Origin of the sequence: Pectobacterium brasiliense, assembly GCF_016950255.1 — a bacterium.
Lineage (GTDB): Bacteria > Pseudomonadota > Gammaproteobacteria > Enterobacterales > Enterobacteriaceae > Pectobacterium > Pectobacterium brasiliense.
Genome location: NZ_JACGFN010000001.1, coordinates 226,216 through 245,188, shown reverse-complemented (window position 1 = coordinate 245,188; position 18,973 = coordinate 226,216). Strand labels below are relative to the sequence as shown.

13 protein-coding genes are annotated in these 18,973 nt (G+C 52.9%); 6 read left to right on the top strand and 7 right to left on the bottom strand.

Annotation, left to right across the window (positions count from 1 at the left end):
* Positions 1 to 302 precede the first annotated feature (302 nt).
* The 5 genes from serS to lrp all read right to left on the bottom strand — a co-directional run bounded on the left by serS (position 303) and on the right by lrp (position 8,011).
* Positions 303 to 1,598 (bottom strand): serine--tRNA ligase, encoded by a 1,296-nt coding sequence (gene serS / locus H4F65_RS01155; protein ID WP_010277199.1) that lies wholly within the window; start codon positions 1,596 to 1,598, stop codon positions 303 to 305.
* Positions 1,599 to 1,701: 103 nt separating this feature from the next.
* The gene (locus H4F65_RS01150; RefSeq protein WP_010277202.1) at positions 1,702 to 3,045 is read right to left on the bottom strand and encodes a replication-associated recombination protein A; all 1,344 of its coding nucleotides are present in this window, start codon (positions 3,043 to 3,045) and stop codon (positions 1,702 to 1,704) included.
* A gap of 7 nt (positions 3,046 to 3,052) precedes the next feature.
* Positions 3,053 to 3,664 (bottom strand): outer membrane lipoprotein periplasmic chaperone LolA, encoded by a 612-nt coding sequence (gene lolA / locus H4F65_RS01145; protein WP_010277204.1) that lies wholly within the window; start codon positions 3,662 to 3,664, stop codon positions 3,053 to 3,055.
* 249 nt (positions 3,665 to 3,913) lie between these two features.
* Positions 3,914 to 7,402, bottom strand: coding sequence for a DNA translocase FtsK 4TM domain-containing protein (locus tag H4F65_RS01140; RefSeq protein WP_010277206.1), 3,489 nt, complete (start codon positions 7,400 to 7,402; stop codon positions 3,914 to 3,916).
* A 114-nt stretch (positions 7,403 to 7,516) separates the two neighbouring features.
* Positions 7,517 to 8,011: a leucine-responsive transcriptional regulator Lrp gene (gene lrp, locus H4F65_RS01135; protein WP_010277211.1), complete on the bottom strand. Its 495-nt coding sequence runs from the start codon at positions 8,009 to 8,011 to the stop codon at positions 7,517 to 7,519.
* Between the two features lie 586 nt (positions 8,012 to 8,597).
* On the opposite strand from lrp, the gene trxB reads away from it, so the two are divergent.
* From trxB to pdxR, 6 genes are all read left to right on the top strand, one after another.
* A complete protein-coding gene (gene trxB / locus H4F65_RS01130; protein ID WP_010277214.1) occupies positions 8,598 to 9,560 on the top strand; it encodes a thioredoxin-disulfide reductase in 963 nt (320 codons plus the stop codon).
* Between the two features lie 237 nt (positions 9,561 to 9,797).
* Complete coding sequence (gene cydD / locus H4F65_RS01125; protein ID WP_010277217.1) at positions 9,798 to 11,564, top strand: heme ABC transporter permease/ATP-binding protein CydD; 1,767 nt, start codon at positions 9,798 to 9,800, stop codon at positions 11,562 to 11,564.
* Positions 11,564 to 13,303 carry a heme ABC transporter ATP-binding protein/permease CydC gene (cydC, locus tag H4F65_RS01120; protein ID WP_039319643.1) on the top strand — a complete coding sequence of 580 codons (1,740 nt, stop codon included), beginning with the start codon at positions 11,564 to 11,566 and terminating at the stop codon, positions 13,301 to 13,303. The genes cydD and cydC overlap by 1 nt, the downstream gene beginning before the upstream one ends.
* A 34-nt stretch (positions 13,304 to 13,337) precedes the next feature.
* Positions 13,338 to 14,042, top strand: coding sequence for a leucyl/phenylalanyl-tRNA--protein transferase (gene aat / locus H4F65_RS01115; protein WP_010277223.1), 705 nt, complete (start codon positions 13,338 to 13,340; stop codon positions 14,040 to 14,042).
* 112 nt (positions 14,043 to 14,154) lie between these two features.
* Positions 14,155 to 14,373: a translation initiation factor IF-1 gene (infA, locus tag H4F65_RS01110; protein ID WP_002211347.1), complete on the top strand. Its 219-nt coding sequence runs from the start codon at positions 14,155 to 14,157 to the stop codon at positions 14,371 to 14,373.
* 150 nt (positions 14,374 to 14,523) lie between these two features.
* Entirely contained in the window at positions 14,524 to 15,969 is a 1,446-nt protein-coding gene (pdxR, locus tag H4F65_RS01105; RefSeq protein ID WP_010277227.1) for a MocR-like pyridoxine biosynthesis transcription factor PdxR, read from the top strand.
* Here the strand turns inward: pdxR and H4F65_RS01100 are convergent, their stop codons facing one another.
* Positions 15,970 to 16,449, bottom strand: coding sequence for a carboxymuconolactone decarboxylase family protein (locus tag H4F65_RS01100; RefSeq protein ID WP_010277229.1), 480 nt, complete (start codon positions 16,447 to 16,449; stop codon positions 15,970 to 15,972).
* A 239-nt stretch (positions 16,450 to 16,688) separates the two neighbouring features.
* A complete protein-coding gene (gene clpA, locus H4F65_RS01095) occupies positions 16,689 to 18,962 on the bottom strand; it encodes an ATP-dependent Clp protease ATP-binding subunit ClpA (RefSeq protein WP_010277232.1) in 2,274 nt (757 codons plus the stop codon).
* Between the last annotated feature and the right edge of the window lie 11 nt (positions 18,963 to 18,973).

Sequence of the window (18,973 nt, the reverse complement as noted above, 5' to 3'; positions counted from 1 at the left end):
CAACCGGAGAAGAGTGAGCGCATCATGCCACTGCGTATATAAAAGTCAATCCGGGCAAAAAGAGCTAAAAGTCCTTTCCCAAATTATGGATTGAAAGAATTCATCAACGTCCGCAGGAAGGCAGTCACGCTTAAAAGCAGGGTACTGCTATTCCGCTGATTTCAAATCATTTTTAACTTAAAATTTAAATCGAGCGGGTTGTTTCAGATAGATAAGCTATTTTTACGATGAAAAAATATTACCGAACAGGAGGCGTAAAAAAAGCGCCTTTAAACAGGCGCTTTTTTTCAAGTCATCGGCGATTAGCCAATAAATTCCAGCCCGCCCATATACGGACGCAACACTTCTGGAACCTCAATACGGCCATCAGCCTGCTGGTAGTTTTCCAGAACAGCAACCAGTGTACGACCAACTGCCAGACCAGAACCGTTCAGCGTATGAACCAGTCGAGTCTTCTTATCGGACTTACTGCGGCAGCGAGCCTGCATACGACGCGCCTGGAAATCCCACATGTTTGAGCAAGAGGAGATTTCACGGTACGTATCCTGCGCCGGCAACCAAACTTCCAGATCGTAAGTTTTGGTGGAGCCAAAGCCCATATCACCCGTACACAGCAAGACTTTACGGTAAGGTAATTTCAGCAGTTGCAGCACGGTTTCAGCGTGAGTCGTCAATTCTTCCAGCGCCTGCATGGAATCTTCAGGGCGGACGATTTGTACCAGTTCAACCTTGTCAAACTGGTGCATACGAATCAACCCACGCGTATCGCGACCATACGAACCGGCTTCTGAACGGAAGCACGGCGTGTGTGCAGTCATTTTCAACGGTAAGGATTCTTCATCAAGAATCTCGTCACGCACCAGATTGGTCAACGGCACTTCAGCCGTCGGAATCAGCGCATAGCTGCTACTTTCCGCTTCTTCGCTCAGCGGAGTAGTATGGAACAGGTCCTCACCAAACTTAGGAAGTTGGCCTGTACCGTATAGCGTGGCGTGGTTGACCAGATAAGGGACATACGCTTCCTGATAGCCATGCTGCTGTGTATGCAAATCCAGCATGAACTGGGCAAGCGCACGATGCAGACGGGCAATCTGCCCTTTCATCACGACAAAACGCGCACCGGTTAATTTCACCGCAGCGGCAAAATCCAGCCCGGCAGCCATTTCTCCGAGTTCAACATGATCGCGTACGGGGAAATCGTACTTACGTGGCTCGCCCCAGCGAGTCACTTCCTGGTTCTGCGTGTCGTCCTTGCCAAGCGGCACAGAGTCATCCGGCAGATTCGGGATCGTTAACGCCAGATCGCGAATTTCATTCTGCAACTGATCCAGCTCGGCTTTCGCGGCATCCAGTTTTTCGCCTAATGTGTTAACTTCACGACGCAAAGGCTCGATATCTTCACCGCGTGCTTTCGCTGCACCAATCTCTTTCGATCGGGAGTTACGCTCTGCCTGCAGGTTTTCAGTTTCTACCTGCAATACTTTACGACGTTCTTCCTGCTTACGCAGGGTCTCAACATCCAGCTTAAAGCCTCTGCGAGCCAGTAACTTTTCGGCGACTGCGTCTAGCTCATTGCGCAGTAAATTGGGATCGAGCATGCTAATCCTGTGCTTATGATTATCAAATGAAATGGTGTCGTACACGGCGCGCTACGCGGCCGGTTTCAGAAAATACCGCAATAACCTTACCGCAACGCTTAGTTCAACGGTAGCGTTTTGTCGGGCTATTTTGATCCTGAGTGGCAAGCCAGGCGAGCTTTTCACCAATTTTGCCCTCAAGGCCGCGTGAGGTCGGCGCGTAATAGTGCGTATCGGCCATTTCCGGCGGAAAATAGCTCTCGCCAGCGGCATAGGCATTAGGTTCATTGTGTGCGTACCGATACTCGGCGCCAAGACCCATTTCTTTCATCAATCGGGTAGGCGCATTGCGCAAATGCTCGGGAACATCATAGTCTGGCTTCTCGCGCGCATCCTGCATCGCGGCTTTAAACGCGCTGTACACGGCGTTACTTTTCGGGGCACAGGCCAGATAAACAATCGCCTGAGCAATAGCGCGCTCCCCTTCTGCGGGGCCGACACGAGTGAAGCAATCCCAGGCAGAGATAGCCACCTGCATCGCACGTGGGTCGGCGTTGCCAACATCTTCCGATGCAATCGCCAACAGCCGTCGGGCAACATACAGCGGGTCGCCACCGGCGGTAATGATTCTGGCGTACCAATAAAGCGCCGCGTCCGGCGAGGAGCCTCTTACCGATTTATGCAACGCCGAAATCAGATCGTAATAGCGGTCGCCTTTGTTATCAAAGCGGGCACTACGCTCACCGGCGATTTCGTTGAGGAGTGCTGGCGTCAGAACACGCATGCCCTGCGCGTCGATTTCCGCCATGTCGGCCATCATTTCCAGACTATTCAGCGCACGTCTGGCATCGCCGTTGACCAATTCGGCCACCATTCGCGCGGTTTCGGCAGGCAGAACAATATTCTGTCCGCCATATCCTCGCTCGCTGTCGCTCATTGCCTGCTGCAAAACCTGCTCGATATCTTCTGCCGTCAGCGCTTTTAGCAAATAGACGCGGGCGCGAGATAACAACGCGGAATTGAGTTCGAAAGAGGGGTTTTCGGTTGTCGCACCAATGAAGGTGATCGTCCCATCTTCGATATGTGGCAGAAACGCATCCTGCTGACTTTTGTTGAAACGATGGACTTCATCGACAAATAGAATAGTACGACGCCCTGCATTGCGATTTTGTCGGGCACGCTCAATCGCTTCGCGAATTTCTTTGATGCCGGACGTCACGGCGGAAATACGCTCAACGTCAGCCTGCCCGTAATGCCCAATCAGTTCTGCCAGCGTGGTTTTTCCCGTTCCTGGCGGCCCCCAGAGAATCATTGAGTGCAGTTGCCCTGCCTCAATGGCTCGTGGCAGAGGCTTACCGGCCCCTAACAGGTGCTGTTGGCCGATATATTGTGCCAACGTCGCAGGCCGCATACGCGCGGCCAGCGGTTGGAATTCATTATGGGAAAAATCAAGGGACAGGTTGCTCACTCTGGCCTCACTGACGCTGGTCGTCCAGCGTGACGCCTTTCGGCGGTGTGAACGTAAATTGCGCGGCATCAACAGCGCCGTTTTGCTGGTTTTTCAGCACATAAGTGCTCCGCTGCCCGTCTTGTTCCGTCGCGGTAAACTGTTTGATTGTGCCGCTTGTCGTCACATTAATCGCAAACTGCTTCAGATTACCGCTCGCTGACTTCGGCGTAAGCTCAAAATCATCGCCTTTCTGGCGCACATCGTATTTATTCCAGTCGCTGGCATCGTTACGCGTAATTAGAATGAACGGCGTATTCCCTGTCGCATCTTTCAACCAGGTTGCTGTGACTTGCTCAACAAACGGATTGTAGAACCAAAGCGTTTTGCCGTCAGAAATCAGCGTACTTTCGTCAGGTGAGGTGGTTTTCCAGTTAAACAGGTTCGGACGTTTCAACCACAGCTCGCCTTCCCCTTCCTGGACCGCTGCGCCGTCAGCGCTGGTGACTTTCTGGCTAAAATTGGCGTGGAAACTGTTTACTTTATTGAGGCGACCCTGCAAATCTTTTGCCGCGTCCGCATAGACAGCGGTTGAGGTAACACCTGCAATCAGGCAACTGATAGCTAACCACTTTTTCATACACATAATCCTTTGAGTTTCTTAATATAACGAACCTACCTCTATCGAGGTCAGACGCGTTGAATAGCGTCTATGTTCTTTACAGCTCGGTATTATTCGTCGAGCTACGTTGTCTATAGATCTATGTTATCTGAACCCACTCGGACGGTGATAGGTGAATTATCTGCTTATTGCCGCTTTTACGCTTCTTTGCATAAGGGCTGCTCGCGCAGCCCTTATCGTGGAGTGACGTCAATCAGTACGGCGTGCTTATTCCATTGATGGCGGAGCCAATACTTCGCGGTTACCGTTGTGCCCTGGAGAGCTGACGATACCCTGCGCCTCCATTTGCTCAACAATTCGCGCGGCTCGGTTATAGCCGATTCGGAACTGACGCTGGACGCCCGAGATGGATGCACGACGCTTATCGACGACAAACTCTACCGCCTGATCGAACAGCGGATCGAGTTCTTCATCGCCATCAAGACCGAGGCTTCCGCCTTCAGCATCGTCGCCACCGCTGACAATATTATCGATATATTGAGGGCGACCGCGCGCTTTCCAGTCCTGAACGACGGCGTGAACTTCCTCATCACGCACAAAAGCGCCATGCACACGGACAGGTATCGAAGAGTTAGGTGCCATATACAGCATATCCCCCATCCCCAATAGCGACTCTGCGCCACCTTGATCGAGGATAGTCCGTGAGTCGATTTTGCTGGAAACGGTAAACGCGATACGCGTCGGAATGTTCGCCTTGATCAATCCGGTGATGACATCAACCGAAGGACGCTGCGTCGCCAGCACCAAGTGAATCCCCGCAGCACGCGCTTTTTGCGCCAGTCGGGCAATCAGTTCTTCAACTTTCTTACCCACCGCCATCATCAGGTCAGCAAATTCATCGACCATAACAACAATATACGGCAGTTTTTCCAGCACTGGCGGCGTCATATCCATGCTGTCACCCGGCTTCCAGAATGGATCGGGGATCGGACGCCCCATCGCATTTGCCGTCATCACCCGTTCGTTGTATCCCGCCAGATTACGCACGCCAAGCGCCGACATCAGCTTGTAGCGGCGTTCCATTTCACCGACACACCAGCGCAGCGCATTAGCCGCATCCTTCATGTCAGTCACGACTTCCGTCAACAAATGCGGAATGCCTTCGTACACCGAGAGTTCCAGCATTTTCGGGTCGATCATGATAAAGCGTACGTCTTCCGGCGTGGCTTTATACAACATACTGATAATCATGGCGTTGACGCCGACCGATTTACCCGACCCCGTCGTACCAGCAACCAGCAGGTGTGGCATTTTCGCTAAATCGGCAACGACAGGTTCGCCCGCAATATCTTTACCCAACACAATCGACAACGGCGATGGATTATCACGGAACTGATCGCAATCCAGCACTTCTCGCAGGTAAACCGTCTGGCGATGCGCATTAGGCAACTCCAGCCCGACGTAAGGTCGGCCGGGAATAACCTCAACAATACGCACCGCGACAACTGACAGTGAACGTGCCAAATCGCGCGACAGATTCGAGATACGTGCCGCTTTAACACCCGGTGCCAAATCCAATTCAAACCGTGTGATCACCGGTCCAGGAGAGTGATCGACCACATCGGCTTTTACCCGGAAATCAGCCAGACGCGCTTCAATCAAGCGCGCCGTCTGTTCCAGTGCAAAATTATCAACAGGCGCTTCGCTAGCTGGCGGTGGAGTCAACAAATCCAACGTTGGCAGCGGCGTAGTCGGCTTCTGCAGCGGTTGTTCATTACGCATCAGGAACGGGTGAATCAAGCCATCCATTGCCGGATGATGCGTTGGTGTTGCCACCGTTTCCTGTTTCGCGGCCTCAACAGGCGCTGACGTTGGTTGCGCTGGCTGACTAAACGTCAACGGGCTGTGCTCATCCTCGTCGTCCTCATGTTCACCAGCCTGCATAGGCGGAAGCTCGGGTTCAGAACGGTAGGACGGCTGCGAATAGGTGGATTCACTGAACGTATTCGGCTCAGGCTCGCGCTCACTCTCCGCGCTAAACGGCGAGAATGAAAAAGCGTTATGCGATGTGACAGGATTTGGCTGAACGGGCGCACTGACCGCAGGTGGTGCTATCGGAGCAGGGATTTCTTCATCGCGCTGCAATGTGCTGGCGTCATAACGTGACTGCTGCTGTGCCGCGAAATCTCTGGCTAGCTGTGCTTGCAGAAGCGCGTCTTCATCGTCTTCCTGTAACGGGTATTCCTCTCCGTAACGCTGACGCTGCTGATCCTGATACGCTTGCTGCAATGCGGCTTCCTGCTGGGCGATATCATCCGGTGTCTCTTCCTGATACACGTCATTCACCACTTCCGCGTCTTCGCTACCGCTCTGCACCTGCAGCCTTGCTTGCTCTTCAGCCAGCCGCTGCGACGGCAATTTGATTCCGTATGACGCCAACTCGCGGCGAGTAGGGATACGTACAGGATTAGGGCGCGGCAATTCAGGCCCTACGCCGCGTTTAATCTGCGGGTTATCATCTCCATCGGCACTGAACGCTGGCATAAAGGTGTTATTGGCGTCGAAATCCGTATCGCGTACCGGTTGTGGCGGTTCAGCAAACGGTTGAACCACAGGTGCCGTGACAATCGGTGGTACGGCACTCTCTCCGTAACTATTTCCGTAAGGTGCATACGCAGTACTATGGCGTTCAGGCGAGCTTGCGATCTCTGGCATTGTCGCTGGCGTTTCAGGGATTTCAAACGAATACAGCGGCGGATTTAGCGACGGCGTCGAATCAATCGCAGACGGAGTAACAGGCGGCACAATGCCAGCCGATGAAGCAGAGAATGCTGATCCTGGTAATGCTGAATCAGACGCTGCCGCATCGGACAATGTTGCCCCTGCCACCAGCGTTTCAGCAGAGAGAGCCGGCTGTGTCGCTGTCGGTGCGTTCTCGGCTAACGGTGATGACACGTCTACCTTATTGTCTGCCGCCGTGTCGTTTAACGCATCAGCCACGGAAGGCGCAGAAAACAGAACATCATCGTCATCACGCTGTTGTGTTACGGCCTCACCCGACGCCTCATCGTGACGCAGATTAAGCGCATCGCGCTCATCCTCTTCACGCTCGTATTCTTCACGGTAGTCCTCGTCGCGGCGTGAACGGTTTGACATAAACGTCAAACAACCCAAGACACCCGCGCCAATTTTTTCAGCGATCGTTAACCATGACCAGCCGGTAAACAGCGTTAACCCTGCCCCCCACACGCACAGCAGAATCAGCGTTGCCCCCATGCTGTTGAAACGCGGGATCATTGAGCTGCTCAACAGGCTTCCCAAAACACCACCGGAAGCAAAATAGTAGAGATCGTCAATATTCAACGCAGCCAAACCGCAAGAGGTCAGGATCAGCGCCAATGTCCCAATCAGGCGAAGTGAAAAGGTAAAGTAGTCGATAGTCTGGTTGTTATCACGCTGGCGGAAAGCCGCCCAGCACAGAGATAACATGATCGGCGGAATGGCGTAGGCCAGCACACCAAAAATGAAGAACAGCGTATCCGCCAGCCATGCACCTGCTACACCACCAAGGTTGTGAATAGGTTCATGCCATGCAGTCTGTGACCAACTGGGGTCGGAGGGGCTGAAACTGAGTAGTGCGACACTAAGATAAACCGCAAAAAGTGCCACAACGATTAAAATCGCTTCGAGCAAACGACGTGTTCCACTGAGCTTTTTCAGAGTAACGTCTTTATCTTCTGTATATTCCTGGCTCAAGAGTCTCTCCAGGGGCCTGTAAGGTTTATGACAAAGCGCCGAGAAAACCCGGCGCTGGGACTGTATAAATTCACAGGAGTGTAGCTGAATTTATCGGGTTTTGCACCCACACATTTATCGCGTCTTAATGACCAGACGGTTGCTTTGCTTCACTTCTTCCATCACCACGTAGGTGCGGGTGTCGTTTACGCCCGGCAAACGCAGCAGCGTTTCACCCAGGAGCTTACGATAAGCGGACATATCTGGCACACGCGTTTTCAACAGATAGTCAAAATCACCGGAAACCAGATGACACTCCTGAATTTCTTCCAGCTTCTGCACCGCAGCATTGAACTGTTCAAATACATCAGGCGCGCCGCGGTTTAGCGTTATTTCAACAAAAACCAGCAGTGACGCATCCAGATAATGCGGGTTTAGCAGCGCTGTGTAGCCGTTAATGAAGCCCTGTCTTTCCAGACGACGTACACGTTCCAGACAAGGCGTTGGCGACAGCCCAACACGTTTGGACAGCTCGACATTGGAAATACGCCCATCTTTTTGCAATTCGTTCAGGATGTTACGATCAATACGATCGAGATCTTTGCCTGGCCGTTTTTTAGTGTCTACCATTATTATTGTCTCTCTTCACTTTTCCCTGCACCCGCTTTACCCCGATAGACCTCATGTATCAGAGCTACCCTTAAAGAAGACACGCTGCCTATTTTGTATATCAACAGTCATTAACTTCTCGTTCTCGCCCCACGTATTGCTCACCCGCGAAAAGACCATCACGTCATATCCGTGGCCCAAAGGCCTACTACCTGCGCAAAAACGAATAAAAAGCCGAGCTTTTAACTGTTCACATACAAAAAATTTCCTCTTACCCAGATGTTTTCGCAAATGCACAGCCGATTGTCAAAGCAAAACAACGAAAATCAGAAGAAACTGCCAGATTGGATAAGCCAGAGCCATTCTCCGAGGTGACTTCAATCATTTTACTTATGAATGTGGCTGATTTTTCAGCGATTTGTCATCCTCATCGTCCTTAACGATTAAACAAATAGCCAGCAACTTTTCTGCATACTTTTTTTACTCTTGTAATTTCCTTACAATCGTTCGCATTGTCCGTGGTAGAGACTGTTCGTAGTAAGGAAGCGGGTTTGCTGTAGAGACCGTTCAATATGAACATGATCCGCCGTCATGAAATGAGGAAAGCATGGGTACTGTTAAACATCACAAGTTATTGATTCTGGGTTCAGGCCCGGCTGGCTACACTGCCGCTGTTTATGCTGCACGGGCGAACTTACAGCCAGTATTAATCACCGGTATGGAAAAAGGCGGTCAGCTGACGACCACGACCGAAGTAGAAAATTGGCCGGGTGATGCCGATGATTTAACTGGCCCGCTGTTAATGGAGCGTATGCATGCACACGCGACCAAATTCAATACCGAAGTGATCTTCGATCATATTGAACGTGTTGATTTACAGAACCGTCCCTTCCGTTTATTCGGCGATAGCGCCGAGTACACCTGTGACGCACTGATCATTGCCACGGGGGCATCGGCTCGTTATCTCGGTCTGCCGTCTGAAGACGCGTTTAAAGGCAAAGGAGTTTCTGCCTGCGCAACCTGTGACGGGTTCTTCTATCGTAATCAGAAAGTCGCCGTAGTTGGCGGCGGGAATACCGCAGTAGAAGAAGCTTTGTATTTGTCTAACATTGCGGCGGAAGTGCATTTGATCCACCGTCGCGAGACGTTCCGTTCAGAGAAAATTCTGATCGACCGCCTGATGGACAAAGTTAAAAACGGCAACATCATCCTGCATACCAACCGTACGCTGGACGAAGTGCTGGGCGATGACATGGGTGTAACCGGGGTCCGTATCCGCGATACGCAGAGCGATGCCGCAGAAGAACTGGAACTGGCTGGCGTGTTTATCGCTATCGGACACAGTCCGAACACGGCCGTATTTGGCGGTCAGTTGGAACTGGAAAACGGTTATATCAAAGTGCAGTCCGGTATTCATGGCAACGCGACACAAACCAGCATTCCTGGCGTCTTTGCCGCAGGTGACGTCATGGATCACATCTACCGTCAGGCCATTACCTCCGCGGGTACCGGCTGTATGGCGGCACTGGATGCTGAACGTTACCTCGACGGGCTGACCGTCAACAAGTAATACACTGCTGATAACGGAGCGGCGACAGCCGTTCCGTTTGCTTTACTTCTGGTTTGCCTTCCGCAACACAAAATTGATCGTCTCCCCCATTTCCCCTCTCCTTTTCGTTTGCAGCGCGTCCCTGTCGCGGTAACATGGCGTCATTCTGCGTGATAGAAGATAATTTTGTTAACTAACAGTTACATGAGAGTTATTTTCTGTTAAGTCCATTTCTGCAATATAACGAACTGGTGCCTGATGAAAAAAACCAGACAGCAAGAACTGACCGCCTGGCTGAAACAACAGAGTAAGCTGGCGCAACGTTGGCTACGAATTTCACTACTGCTTGGGTTCCTAAGCGGTGCGTTAATCGTGGCACAAGCCTGGCTGTTAGCTACGCTGCTTCATGCCTTGATCATCGAGCATGCCACGCGTGAATCTTTGCTCTCCCCTTTCCTGCTGCTGATTGCCACATTTATTCTGCGCGCACTCAACAGTGTGTTACGCGAGCGTGTTGGTTTTCTTTGCGGACAAGCCGTTCGACAGCAAATTCGTAAGCTGGTACTGGATCGATTGCAACAGCTTGGCCCTGCCTGGGTACAGGGCAAACCCGCCGGCAGTTGGGCAACGATGATTCTTGAGCAGATTGATGATATGCAAGATTATTATGCCCGCTACCTACCGCAGATGTATCTTGCCGCACTGATCCCGCTGCTTATCTTAATCACCATTTTCCCACTCAACTGGGCTGCTGGCCTGATTTTGTTTCTAACCGCTCCTCTTATCCCGCTTTTTATGGCGCTGGTTGGCATGGGCGCGGCGGATGCCAACCGACGTAACTTTCTGGCGCTGGCACGCCTGAGTGGACACTTCCTCGATCGCCTGCGCGGGATGGAAACGCTACGTCTGTACCATCGTGGTAAGGCTGAAACCGAACAAATCCGTCATGCTTCCGAAGATTTCCGTAGTCGCACGATGGAAGTGCTACGCATGGCGTTTCTCTCCTCGGGCGTACTGGAGTTTTTCGCCTCCATTTCGATCGCCGTTGTCGCCGTTTATTTCGGTTTCTCTTATCTCGGGGAGTTGGATTTTGGTCATTACGGCATGGGAGTGACGCTCTTCGCCGGCTTTCTCGTATTGATTCTGGCACCGGAATTCTTTCAGCCTTTACGCGATTTGGGCACCTTCTATCATGCCAAGGCTCAGGCTATCGGGGCAGCAGAATCGCTGGTGACTTTTTTGTCAGAAGAAGGCGAAACCGTCGGCTTTGGCACACATGAATTCAGCAGCAATACCGCCATTGCTATCCGAGCGGAAGATCTGGTTGTCCTCGCGCCGAATGGCACACCGCTGACCCAACCGTTGACGTTCGATATTCGCGCAGGTGAACGTATCGCGCTGGTCGGCCTTAGCGGGGCAGGAAAAAGTTCGCTGCTTAATGCGCTGCTGGGCTTCCTGCCCTATCGCGGTTCATTAACCGTCAACGGCCAGGCATTGAACACGCTGACGCCTGAATCATGGCGTAAGCAGTTAAGCTGGGTCGGACAAAATCCCCATTTGCCGGAACAGACGCTGCGCAGCAATATTCTGCTGGGTAATCCGCAGGCCAGCCCTTTGGAATTGCAGTATGCGATTGAACGCGCCTATGTGCAGGAATTTTTACCGCAACTCCCGCAGGGGCTGGAAACGACGATTGGTGACGGTGCAGCACGTTTATCCGTCGGCCAGGCACAGCGCGTTGCCGTTGCCCGTGCGCTTATTCACCCTTGTAACTTACTGCTGCTGGATGAACCGTCAGCCAGCCTGGATGCCCATAGCGAGGAGCTGGTTATGACAGCACTGAACGACGCGGCACGTTCGCAGACCACGCTGCTGGTCACGCATCAGCTCACCGAGATCGCCGAGTATGACACGATCTGGGTCATGGACGGCGGTCGGTTAGTTCAACAGGGCGACTACCAAACACTCCGAGCCGAAGCAGGTCCCTTCGCGACGCTGCTGGCACAACGACAGGAGGCGCTGTAATGGCTCAGATGAAAACGATGCAGGTATTAAAACCGTTTCTCGCGCTTTATCGTCAGCACTTCTGGTATTTGAGTCTGGGCGTGGTATTAGCCATTGCGACGCTGCTGGCCAGCATTGGTCTACTCGCGCTATCCGGCTGGTTTCTGGCTGGTTCCGCGCTGGCAGGGATCGTCGGGCTGCTCACCTTTAACTATATGCTGCCCGCCGCAGGCGTTCGGGGCGCAGCGATTGCACGTACGGCCGGACGCTACGGGGAAAGAGTCGTCAGCCACGACGCCACCTTCCGCGTTTTGCTGCGCCTGCGTGTTTTCACCTTTTCTCGCATCCTGCCGCTCTCGCCGGGGGGACTGGCGCAATTTCGTCAGGCTGAACTGCTAAACCGGCTCGTAGCGGACGTAGATACGCTCGACCACCTCTATCTCCGCGTGATTTCACCCATCGTCAGCGCTTTTGCCGTCATTCTTATCGTTTGCTATGGCCTGAGTTTCATTGATGCCTCACTGGCTCTGACGCTGGGAGCCATCATGCTGGTACTGCTGCTGTGCCTGCCGATTGTCTTTTATCGGGCGGGAAACGGCATCGGACAGGATTTGACCGCGCTGCGTGCTCAATACCGCCTTCAGTTAACCACCTGGCTGCAAGGTCAGGCGGAACTCACCGTCTTCGGTGCACTCAGTCGCGTTCGTCAACAGCTGGCTCTGGTGGAAATTAACTGGCTGCGCCGACAACGTCAGCAGGCCAACCTTACCGGTCTGGCTCAGGCGGTGATGATTTTATGCAGCGGGCTGACCGTTACCCTGATTCTGTGGCTGGCAGCGGATGGGGTTGGCGGTAATCCACAGCCCGGTGCGTTAATTGCGCTATTCGTGTTCGCCTCACTTGCTGCTTTTGAAGCACTGGCTCCCGTCACGGTGGCCTTCCAGCATATGGGGCAAGTGATTGCCTCCGCGGCTCGGGTCGATCAAATCATTCGCCAGCCCGTTGACGTCACGTTCCCAGAGCATGGGCCAGAAACCCCACGCGAGGCGTCACTTGATGTCTCACATGTCGGTTTCACGTATCCTGGCCAGCCGCAGCCCGTGTTGCAGAATATTACGCTTTCCATTCAACCAGGCGAGCATCTGGCGCTGCTGGGGCGTACCGGATGCGGGAAATCGACGCTATTGCAATTGCTGACCCGGGCATGGAATTGTGAATACGGAGAAATTACGCTGAATGGACATCCCCTTGCCGATTGGCAGGAAGACAACCTCCGCGCCATGATGAGCGTGGTGCCACAGCGCGTGCATATTTTCAGCGCAACACTACGTGATAACCTGCTACTAGCCGCACCAGCCGCACGAGATGAAAAACTGTCTGAGGTATTACAGCAGGTTGGCTTAGAAAAACTGCTGGAAAACGAAGGGCTGAATGCCTGGCTGGGCGAAGGCGGTCGACAGTTGTCCGGTGGCGAGCAACGCCGTATCGCGTTGGCACGCGCCTTATTGCACGACGCACCGCTCGTTCTATTGGATGAACCGACTGAAGGGTTGGATGCAGAAACCGAAAAGCGTATTCTGCAACTGCTCCGTCAGCACTGTGCCGATAAAACGCTGATCGTCATCACCCACCGGCTATACGGCTTAGAATCGATGGATCGCATCTGTATTCTGGATGATGGCAAAGTGATCGAACAGGGGAGCCATCAGGACTTAATGGCACAACAAGGTCGTTATTGGCAGTTCCGCCAACACGTTTAGGGCAAACTCTGTTGAAACATAACGTTTGAAAAACATGCGTCTATACCAACTTTCGCTTCAATCGCTTCAGTTCCCTGATCCGAATCATGCGCTAGATGACCCCAACGGCCTGCTGGCCGTTGGCGGCGATCTCTCCGTTGCCCGCCTAAAAGCCGCTTACCGACAGGGCATTTTCCCCTGGTTCTCTCCCGGTGAGCCGATCTTATGGTGGTCTCCAAATCCACGCGCGGTCCTGTTTCCCGGTGACTTGCATATCAGCCGCAGCATGAAAAAATTTCTGAAGCGCCATACGTTTCATGCCACGCTGAATCAGGCCTTTGATGATGTCATTCACGCCTGCGCGCATGAGCACCATGACGGCACCTGGATTACGCCGAGCATTATCTCGGCTTATCGCCAGCTTCATCAGGCAGGAAAAGCGCACTCTGTCGAAGTGTGGCAGAATGACGTGCTGGTTGGTGGACTATATGGTATTGAGCAAGGGCGGTTATTTTGCGGCGAGTCAATGTTCAGCCGCACGGATAATGCGTCAAAATACGCGCTGCTGGCATTTCAACAGCATTTTATTCGCCATGGTGGTGAGCTGATCGATTGTCAGGTGTTAAACGCCCATACGGCTTCTCTGGGCGTGAGTGAAATACCCCGCGATCGCTTCCTGCAACAGCTTTCTCAGTTTCAAGATCTTGATGTCGATGACAGCTGTTGGCGACCACAACCGCTCGCCGAACCGGCATTTTGACAGAGAAATCGGGTAAATAACGCCCCAAACGTGAACGCTTCTTTACATAATGTCGGTTTTTCGGCATTATCTTGCGGTTAAAAAATAAAGGTAGTTAGACCTAGAGGATTCGATGGCCAAAGAAGACAATATTGAAATGCAAGGCACCGTGCTTGATACGCTGCCCAACACCATGTTCCGCGTTGAATTGGAAAACGGGCACGTGGTTACCGCTCATATCTCCGGTAAAATGCGTAAAAACTATATCCGCATCCTGACGGGTGACAAAGTCACTGTAGAGTTAACCCCGTACGACCTGAGTAAAGGCCGCATTGTCTTCCGCAGCCGCTAACCGGTTCGCTCATCGCTGATCACAGCGATATATGAGGATGTGACTCCCTCCCCAGCCCTTCCCTTCATGGCAAGGGCTTTTGTTTTTTAAAAACAGTTTTTTGGGCCAACCGTTTTAAGGTCAACAGCCTGCTTGTCATGGATTCCCTATATGAAACCTGACTCTTCCCTCTTTTCCCCTCTTTCCTTTCAGGAGAGTACGCCGCTCTATCGCCAGCTTTACGAACGCGTGCGTCGGGCTATCAGCACAGGCCTATTGTCACCGGGTGACCGTCTGCCTTCCGCACGTATGCTAGCGAAAGAACTTGGCGTCGCACGCGGAACGATAGAACAGGCTTACTCGTTGCTGATTGCCGAAGGTTATTTGCAGGCACGTGGACAAGCAGGCACGCTGGTGAATCCCGATTTACCCTTAGCGCCAACTTCCGTTACCGATGCGACGGTATCCCCCTCAGCGCCAGACGACGAACAAAACATACTGTGGCGTCCATCGCAACTGCTGCCTTTTCAAATGGGAGTTCCCGCTTTTGACGCCTTCCCGCGCAAGCTATGGGCTCGACTGGGCGCACGTTATCTTCGCAGCATGCAGTTACCAGATTGGGATTACCCCGCACCTTATGGCTTACCAGCGCTAAGAAACGCCATCGCCTCTTATCTGCAAGTGGCACGTGGCATTGACTGTACCGCCAGTCAGGTATTCATCACATCAGGTTGGCGCACCAATTTACAACTCGCCGTTCTGGCCTTGCTGAAATCCGGGCAGCGCGTCTGGGTTGAAGATCCCGGCTATCCCCCGACTCGCCAGTTGCTATCACAGTCTGGATTATGTCCGGTTCCGGTCACCGTCGATCGTGAAGGGCTCAACGTGGAGCGCGGTATCGCGCTGGCGAATGATGCCAGTATGGCCGTTGTCACGCCCGCGCATCAAAGCCCCTTGTCGATGTCGTTGTCGCTTCCTCGGCGACAGGCACTATTGCAGTGGGCAACCGAGCAGAATGCCTGGATAGTAGAGGATGATTATGATGGGGAATATCGCTACGCCAGCCGCCCACTTCCCGCGCTCGCCAGTCTAGATCGCAATGGGCGGGTTCTGTATGCGGGCACCTTCAGCAAGGTGTTATTTCCGGGGATTCGGTTGGCTTATTTGGTTGTACCACAGGCGCAGATTGCCACCTTTGAACACATCAGCCGAATTTTCTTCGCTTCCGCATCGCCAACCATGACGCAGTCTATCGTTACCAGCTTCATCTCTGAAGGCCATTTTGCCCGGCACATTCAGCGCACACGACGACTTTATGCAGAACGTCGCGCCGCTACCATCGCTGTGCTACAAGGTATTTTAGGCGATCGCATACATATCGACACGCAGCCCGGCGGCATGCATTTAGTGTTACGCCTGCCGGATAACATAAGCGATCGACGACTTGCCGACCGCTTGCTGGCTCAAGGGATTGCCGTTCAGCCGCTATCACGTTGGGCTGTATCAGGAAACGGTGACAACGCACTGCTCGCCAGTTTCACCAACTGCGCCACGATGGCAGAACCAGAACGGCTTGCCACGTTGATTCTGGCCGAGCTTGAACAGCACGGGCGTTAATTAGCTCAGATTGGCTTTTTCCAGACCGTACAGCTTATCTGCAGAACCGGGAACAACCTGAAACGCGACGCCCAAACGATTCCAGCCATTAATCGCGATAATCATGAAAGATAAGTCAGCCAGATCTTCTTCTGACAGCTGTTCGCGAACGCGCGTAAACACCTCGTCCGGTACGCCGTGCGGCGGAAGATGAGTCAATACTTCTGTCCACTCAAGTGCAGCACGCTCACGCGGGGAGAAAAGCGGCGATTCACGCCAGACAGCCACATGATGCAGGCGTAGTTCGCGCTCCCCATTAATCTTGGCTTCTTTAACGTGCATATCAACGCAAAATGCACAGCCGTTAAGCTGAGAGGCACGCAGCGTAACCAGATGGCCTATTTCAGCCAGAAATGGTTTCTTGTGCAGAATGTTATTGAACTCCAGATACTTCTTGGCAGCCTCGGGAGACTTACTGTAGTAATCAAGACGTTGGCTCATCGTTCACTCCAAAATGAGAAAGGGTTAAGGCGAAGAGAGGCAGCCATATATCGAGTAATGCGTAACAGGGCTGGCAGCTGCTCGGTAGCCATGATTGTGCAAAATCTTGGCCTATCCGAAAAGATCCAAGAATCGTGTTTTTAACTGGGCCATAATGCAAAATAGCGCACCAAGATCAGTCTGCGACCCAATAAAAAAGGGATGCCTCAGCATCCCTCTTAGATAACACACGATATTGATTAATTAACGCTTTCTGCTTTTCGTTTCTGTGCGCTCTGGAAGCCGTACGTCAGCTGCTGCGTCTCTTTATCCAGTTCCACCGTAACAGAGCCACCGTCCACCAGCGAACCAAACAGCAGCTCGTTGGCCAGCGGTTTCTTAAGGCTTTCCTGCATCACGCGTGCCATTGGTCGGGCACCCATTGCTTTGTCGTAGCCTTTTTCGGCCAGCCAGTCGCGTGCTTCATCGCTCACTTCCAGCGAGACGCCTTTCGCATCCAGCTGCGCCTGAAGCTCTACGATAAACTTATCGACAACCTGCTGAATGACGTCAGTCGACAGATGGTTGAACCAGATAATGCCATCCAGACGGTTGCGGAACTCCGGCGTAAAGACCTTCTTGATCTCTTCCATCGCATCAGTGCTGTTGTCCTGATGGATGATACCAATGGATTTACGCTGTGTTTCCCGCACGCCTGCGTTGGTGGTCATGACGACAATGACATTACGGAAATCCGCTTTACGGCCATTGTTGTCCGTCAGCGTACCGTTATCCATCACCTGTAACAGCAGGTTAAAGACGTCAGGATGCGCTTTTTCGATCTCATCCAACAGCAGTACCGCATGAGGATGCTTAATCACGGCATCCGTTAGCAGACCGCCCTGATCGTAGCCCACATAGCCCGGAGGCGCGCCAATCAAACGGCTGACCGTATGGCGTTCCATGTATTCGGACATATCAAAGCGCAGCAGTTCGATATCCAGCGCTTTGGCCAGCTGTAACGTGACTTCCGTCTTACCCACACCGGTAGGACCGGCAAACAGGAAGGAACCAACCGGTTTACGCTCCTGGCCCAACCCTGCACGACTCATCTTGATAGATTCGGACAGCGCTTCGATTGCCTTGTCCTGCCCAAACACCAGCATTTTCAAGCGATCGCTGAGGTTCTTCAGCACATCACGATCGCTGGCGGAGACGGTTTTTTCTGGAATACGGGCGATGCGGGCGACAACCGATTCGATGTCACTCACGTTGACCGTTTTCTTACGTTTGCTGACCGGCACCAGACGGCTGCGCGCGCCCGCTTCGTCGATCACATCAATCGCTTTATCCGGCAGATGGCGATCGTTGATGTATTTCACCGCCAGCTCTACCGCGGCACGAACCGCTTTCGACGTATAGCGAACATCATGGTGAGCCTCATATTTAGGCTTCAGGCCATTAATGATTTGTATGGTTTCTTCCACGCTAGGTTCAGTGATATCGATTTTCTGGAAACGACGCGCCAGCGCCCGATCCTTTTCAAAGATATTGCTGAACTCCTGATAGGTGGTCGAGCCGATAACGCGAATCTTGCCGCTGGAAAGCAGCGGTTTAATCAGATTAGCCGCATCAACCTGACCGCCGGACGCTGCACCCGCGCCGATAATCGTGTGGATTTCATCAATGAACAGAATGCTATTTTTATCCTGTTCCAACTGTTTCAGCAGCGCCTTAAAGCGTTTTTCAAAGTCACCACGGTATTTGGTGCCTGCCAGCAGCGCGCCGATGTCCAGCGAGTACAGCGTGCACTCCGCCATCACTTCAGGCACATCGCCCTGCACAATACGCCAGGCCAGCCCCTCAGCAATCGCGGTTTTACCGACGCCAGATTCGCCGACCAGCAGCGGGTTATTTTTACGGCGGCGGCACAGTACCTGAATCGTGCGCTCCAGTTCCTTATCCCGGCCAATAAGCGGATCGATGCCGCCAACGCGAGCCAGTTGATTCAGATTGGTGGTGAAGTTTTCCATACGATCTTCCCCTCCTGCCTGTTCTTCATTGACGGGACTTTCAGGGTTCGGCGCCTGATCGGATTCTTCTTTGCGCGTGCCGTGGGAAATAAAGTTCACCACATCCAGACGACTGACGTCATGTTTGCGCAGCAGGTAGGCGGCCTGAGATTCCTGTTCGCTAAAAATGGCGACCAAGACGTTGGCTCCGGACACTTCGCTGCGGCCAGAGGACTGCACGTGGAAAACGGCGCGTTGGAGTACGCGCTGGAAGCTGAGCGTGGGCTGAGTTTCGCGCTCGTCGTCACTCTGCGGTAATGTTGGTGTGGTTTGCTCAATGAACGCTTCCAGTTCCTGACGCAGCGCGGCTAAATCTACCGTGCAGGCTTCCAATGCTTCACGGGCGGCTGGGTTACTGAGCAGAGCCAACAGCAGGTGCTCCACGGTCATAAACTCGTGTCGGTGCTCACGCGCTCTGGCGAAAGCCATGTTGAGACTGAGTTCCAGTTCTTGATTGAGCATAGGCACCTCTC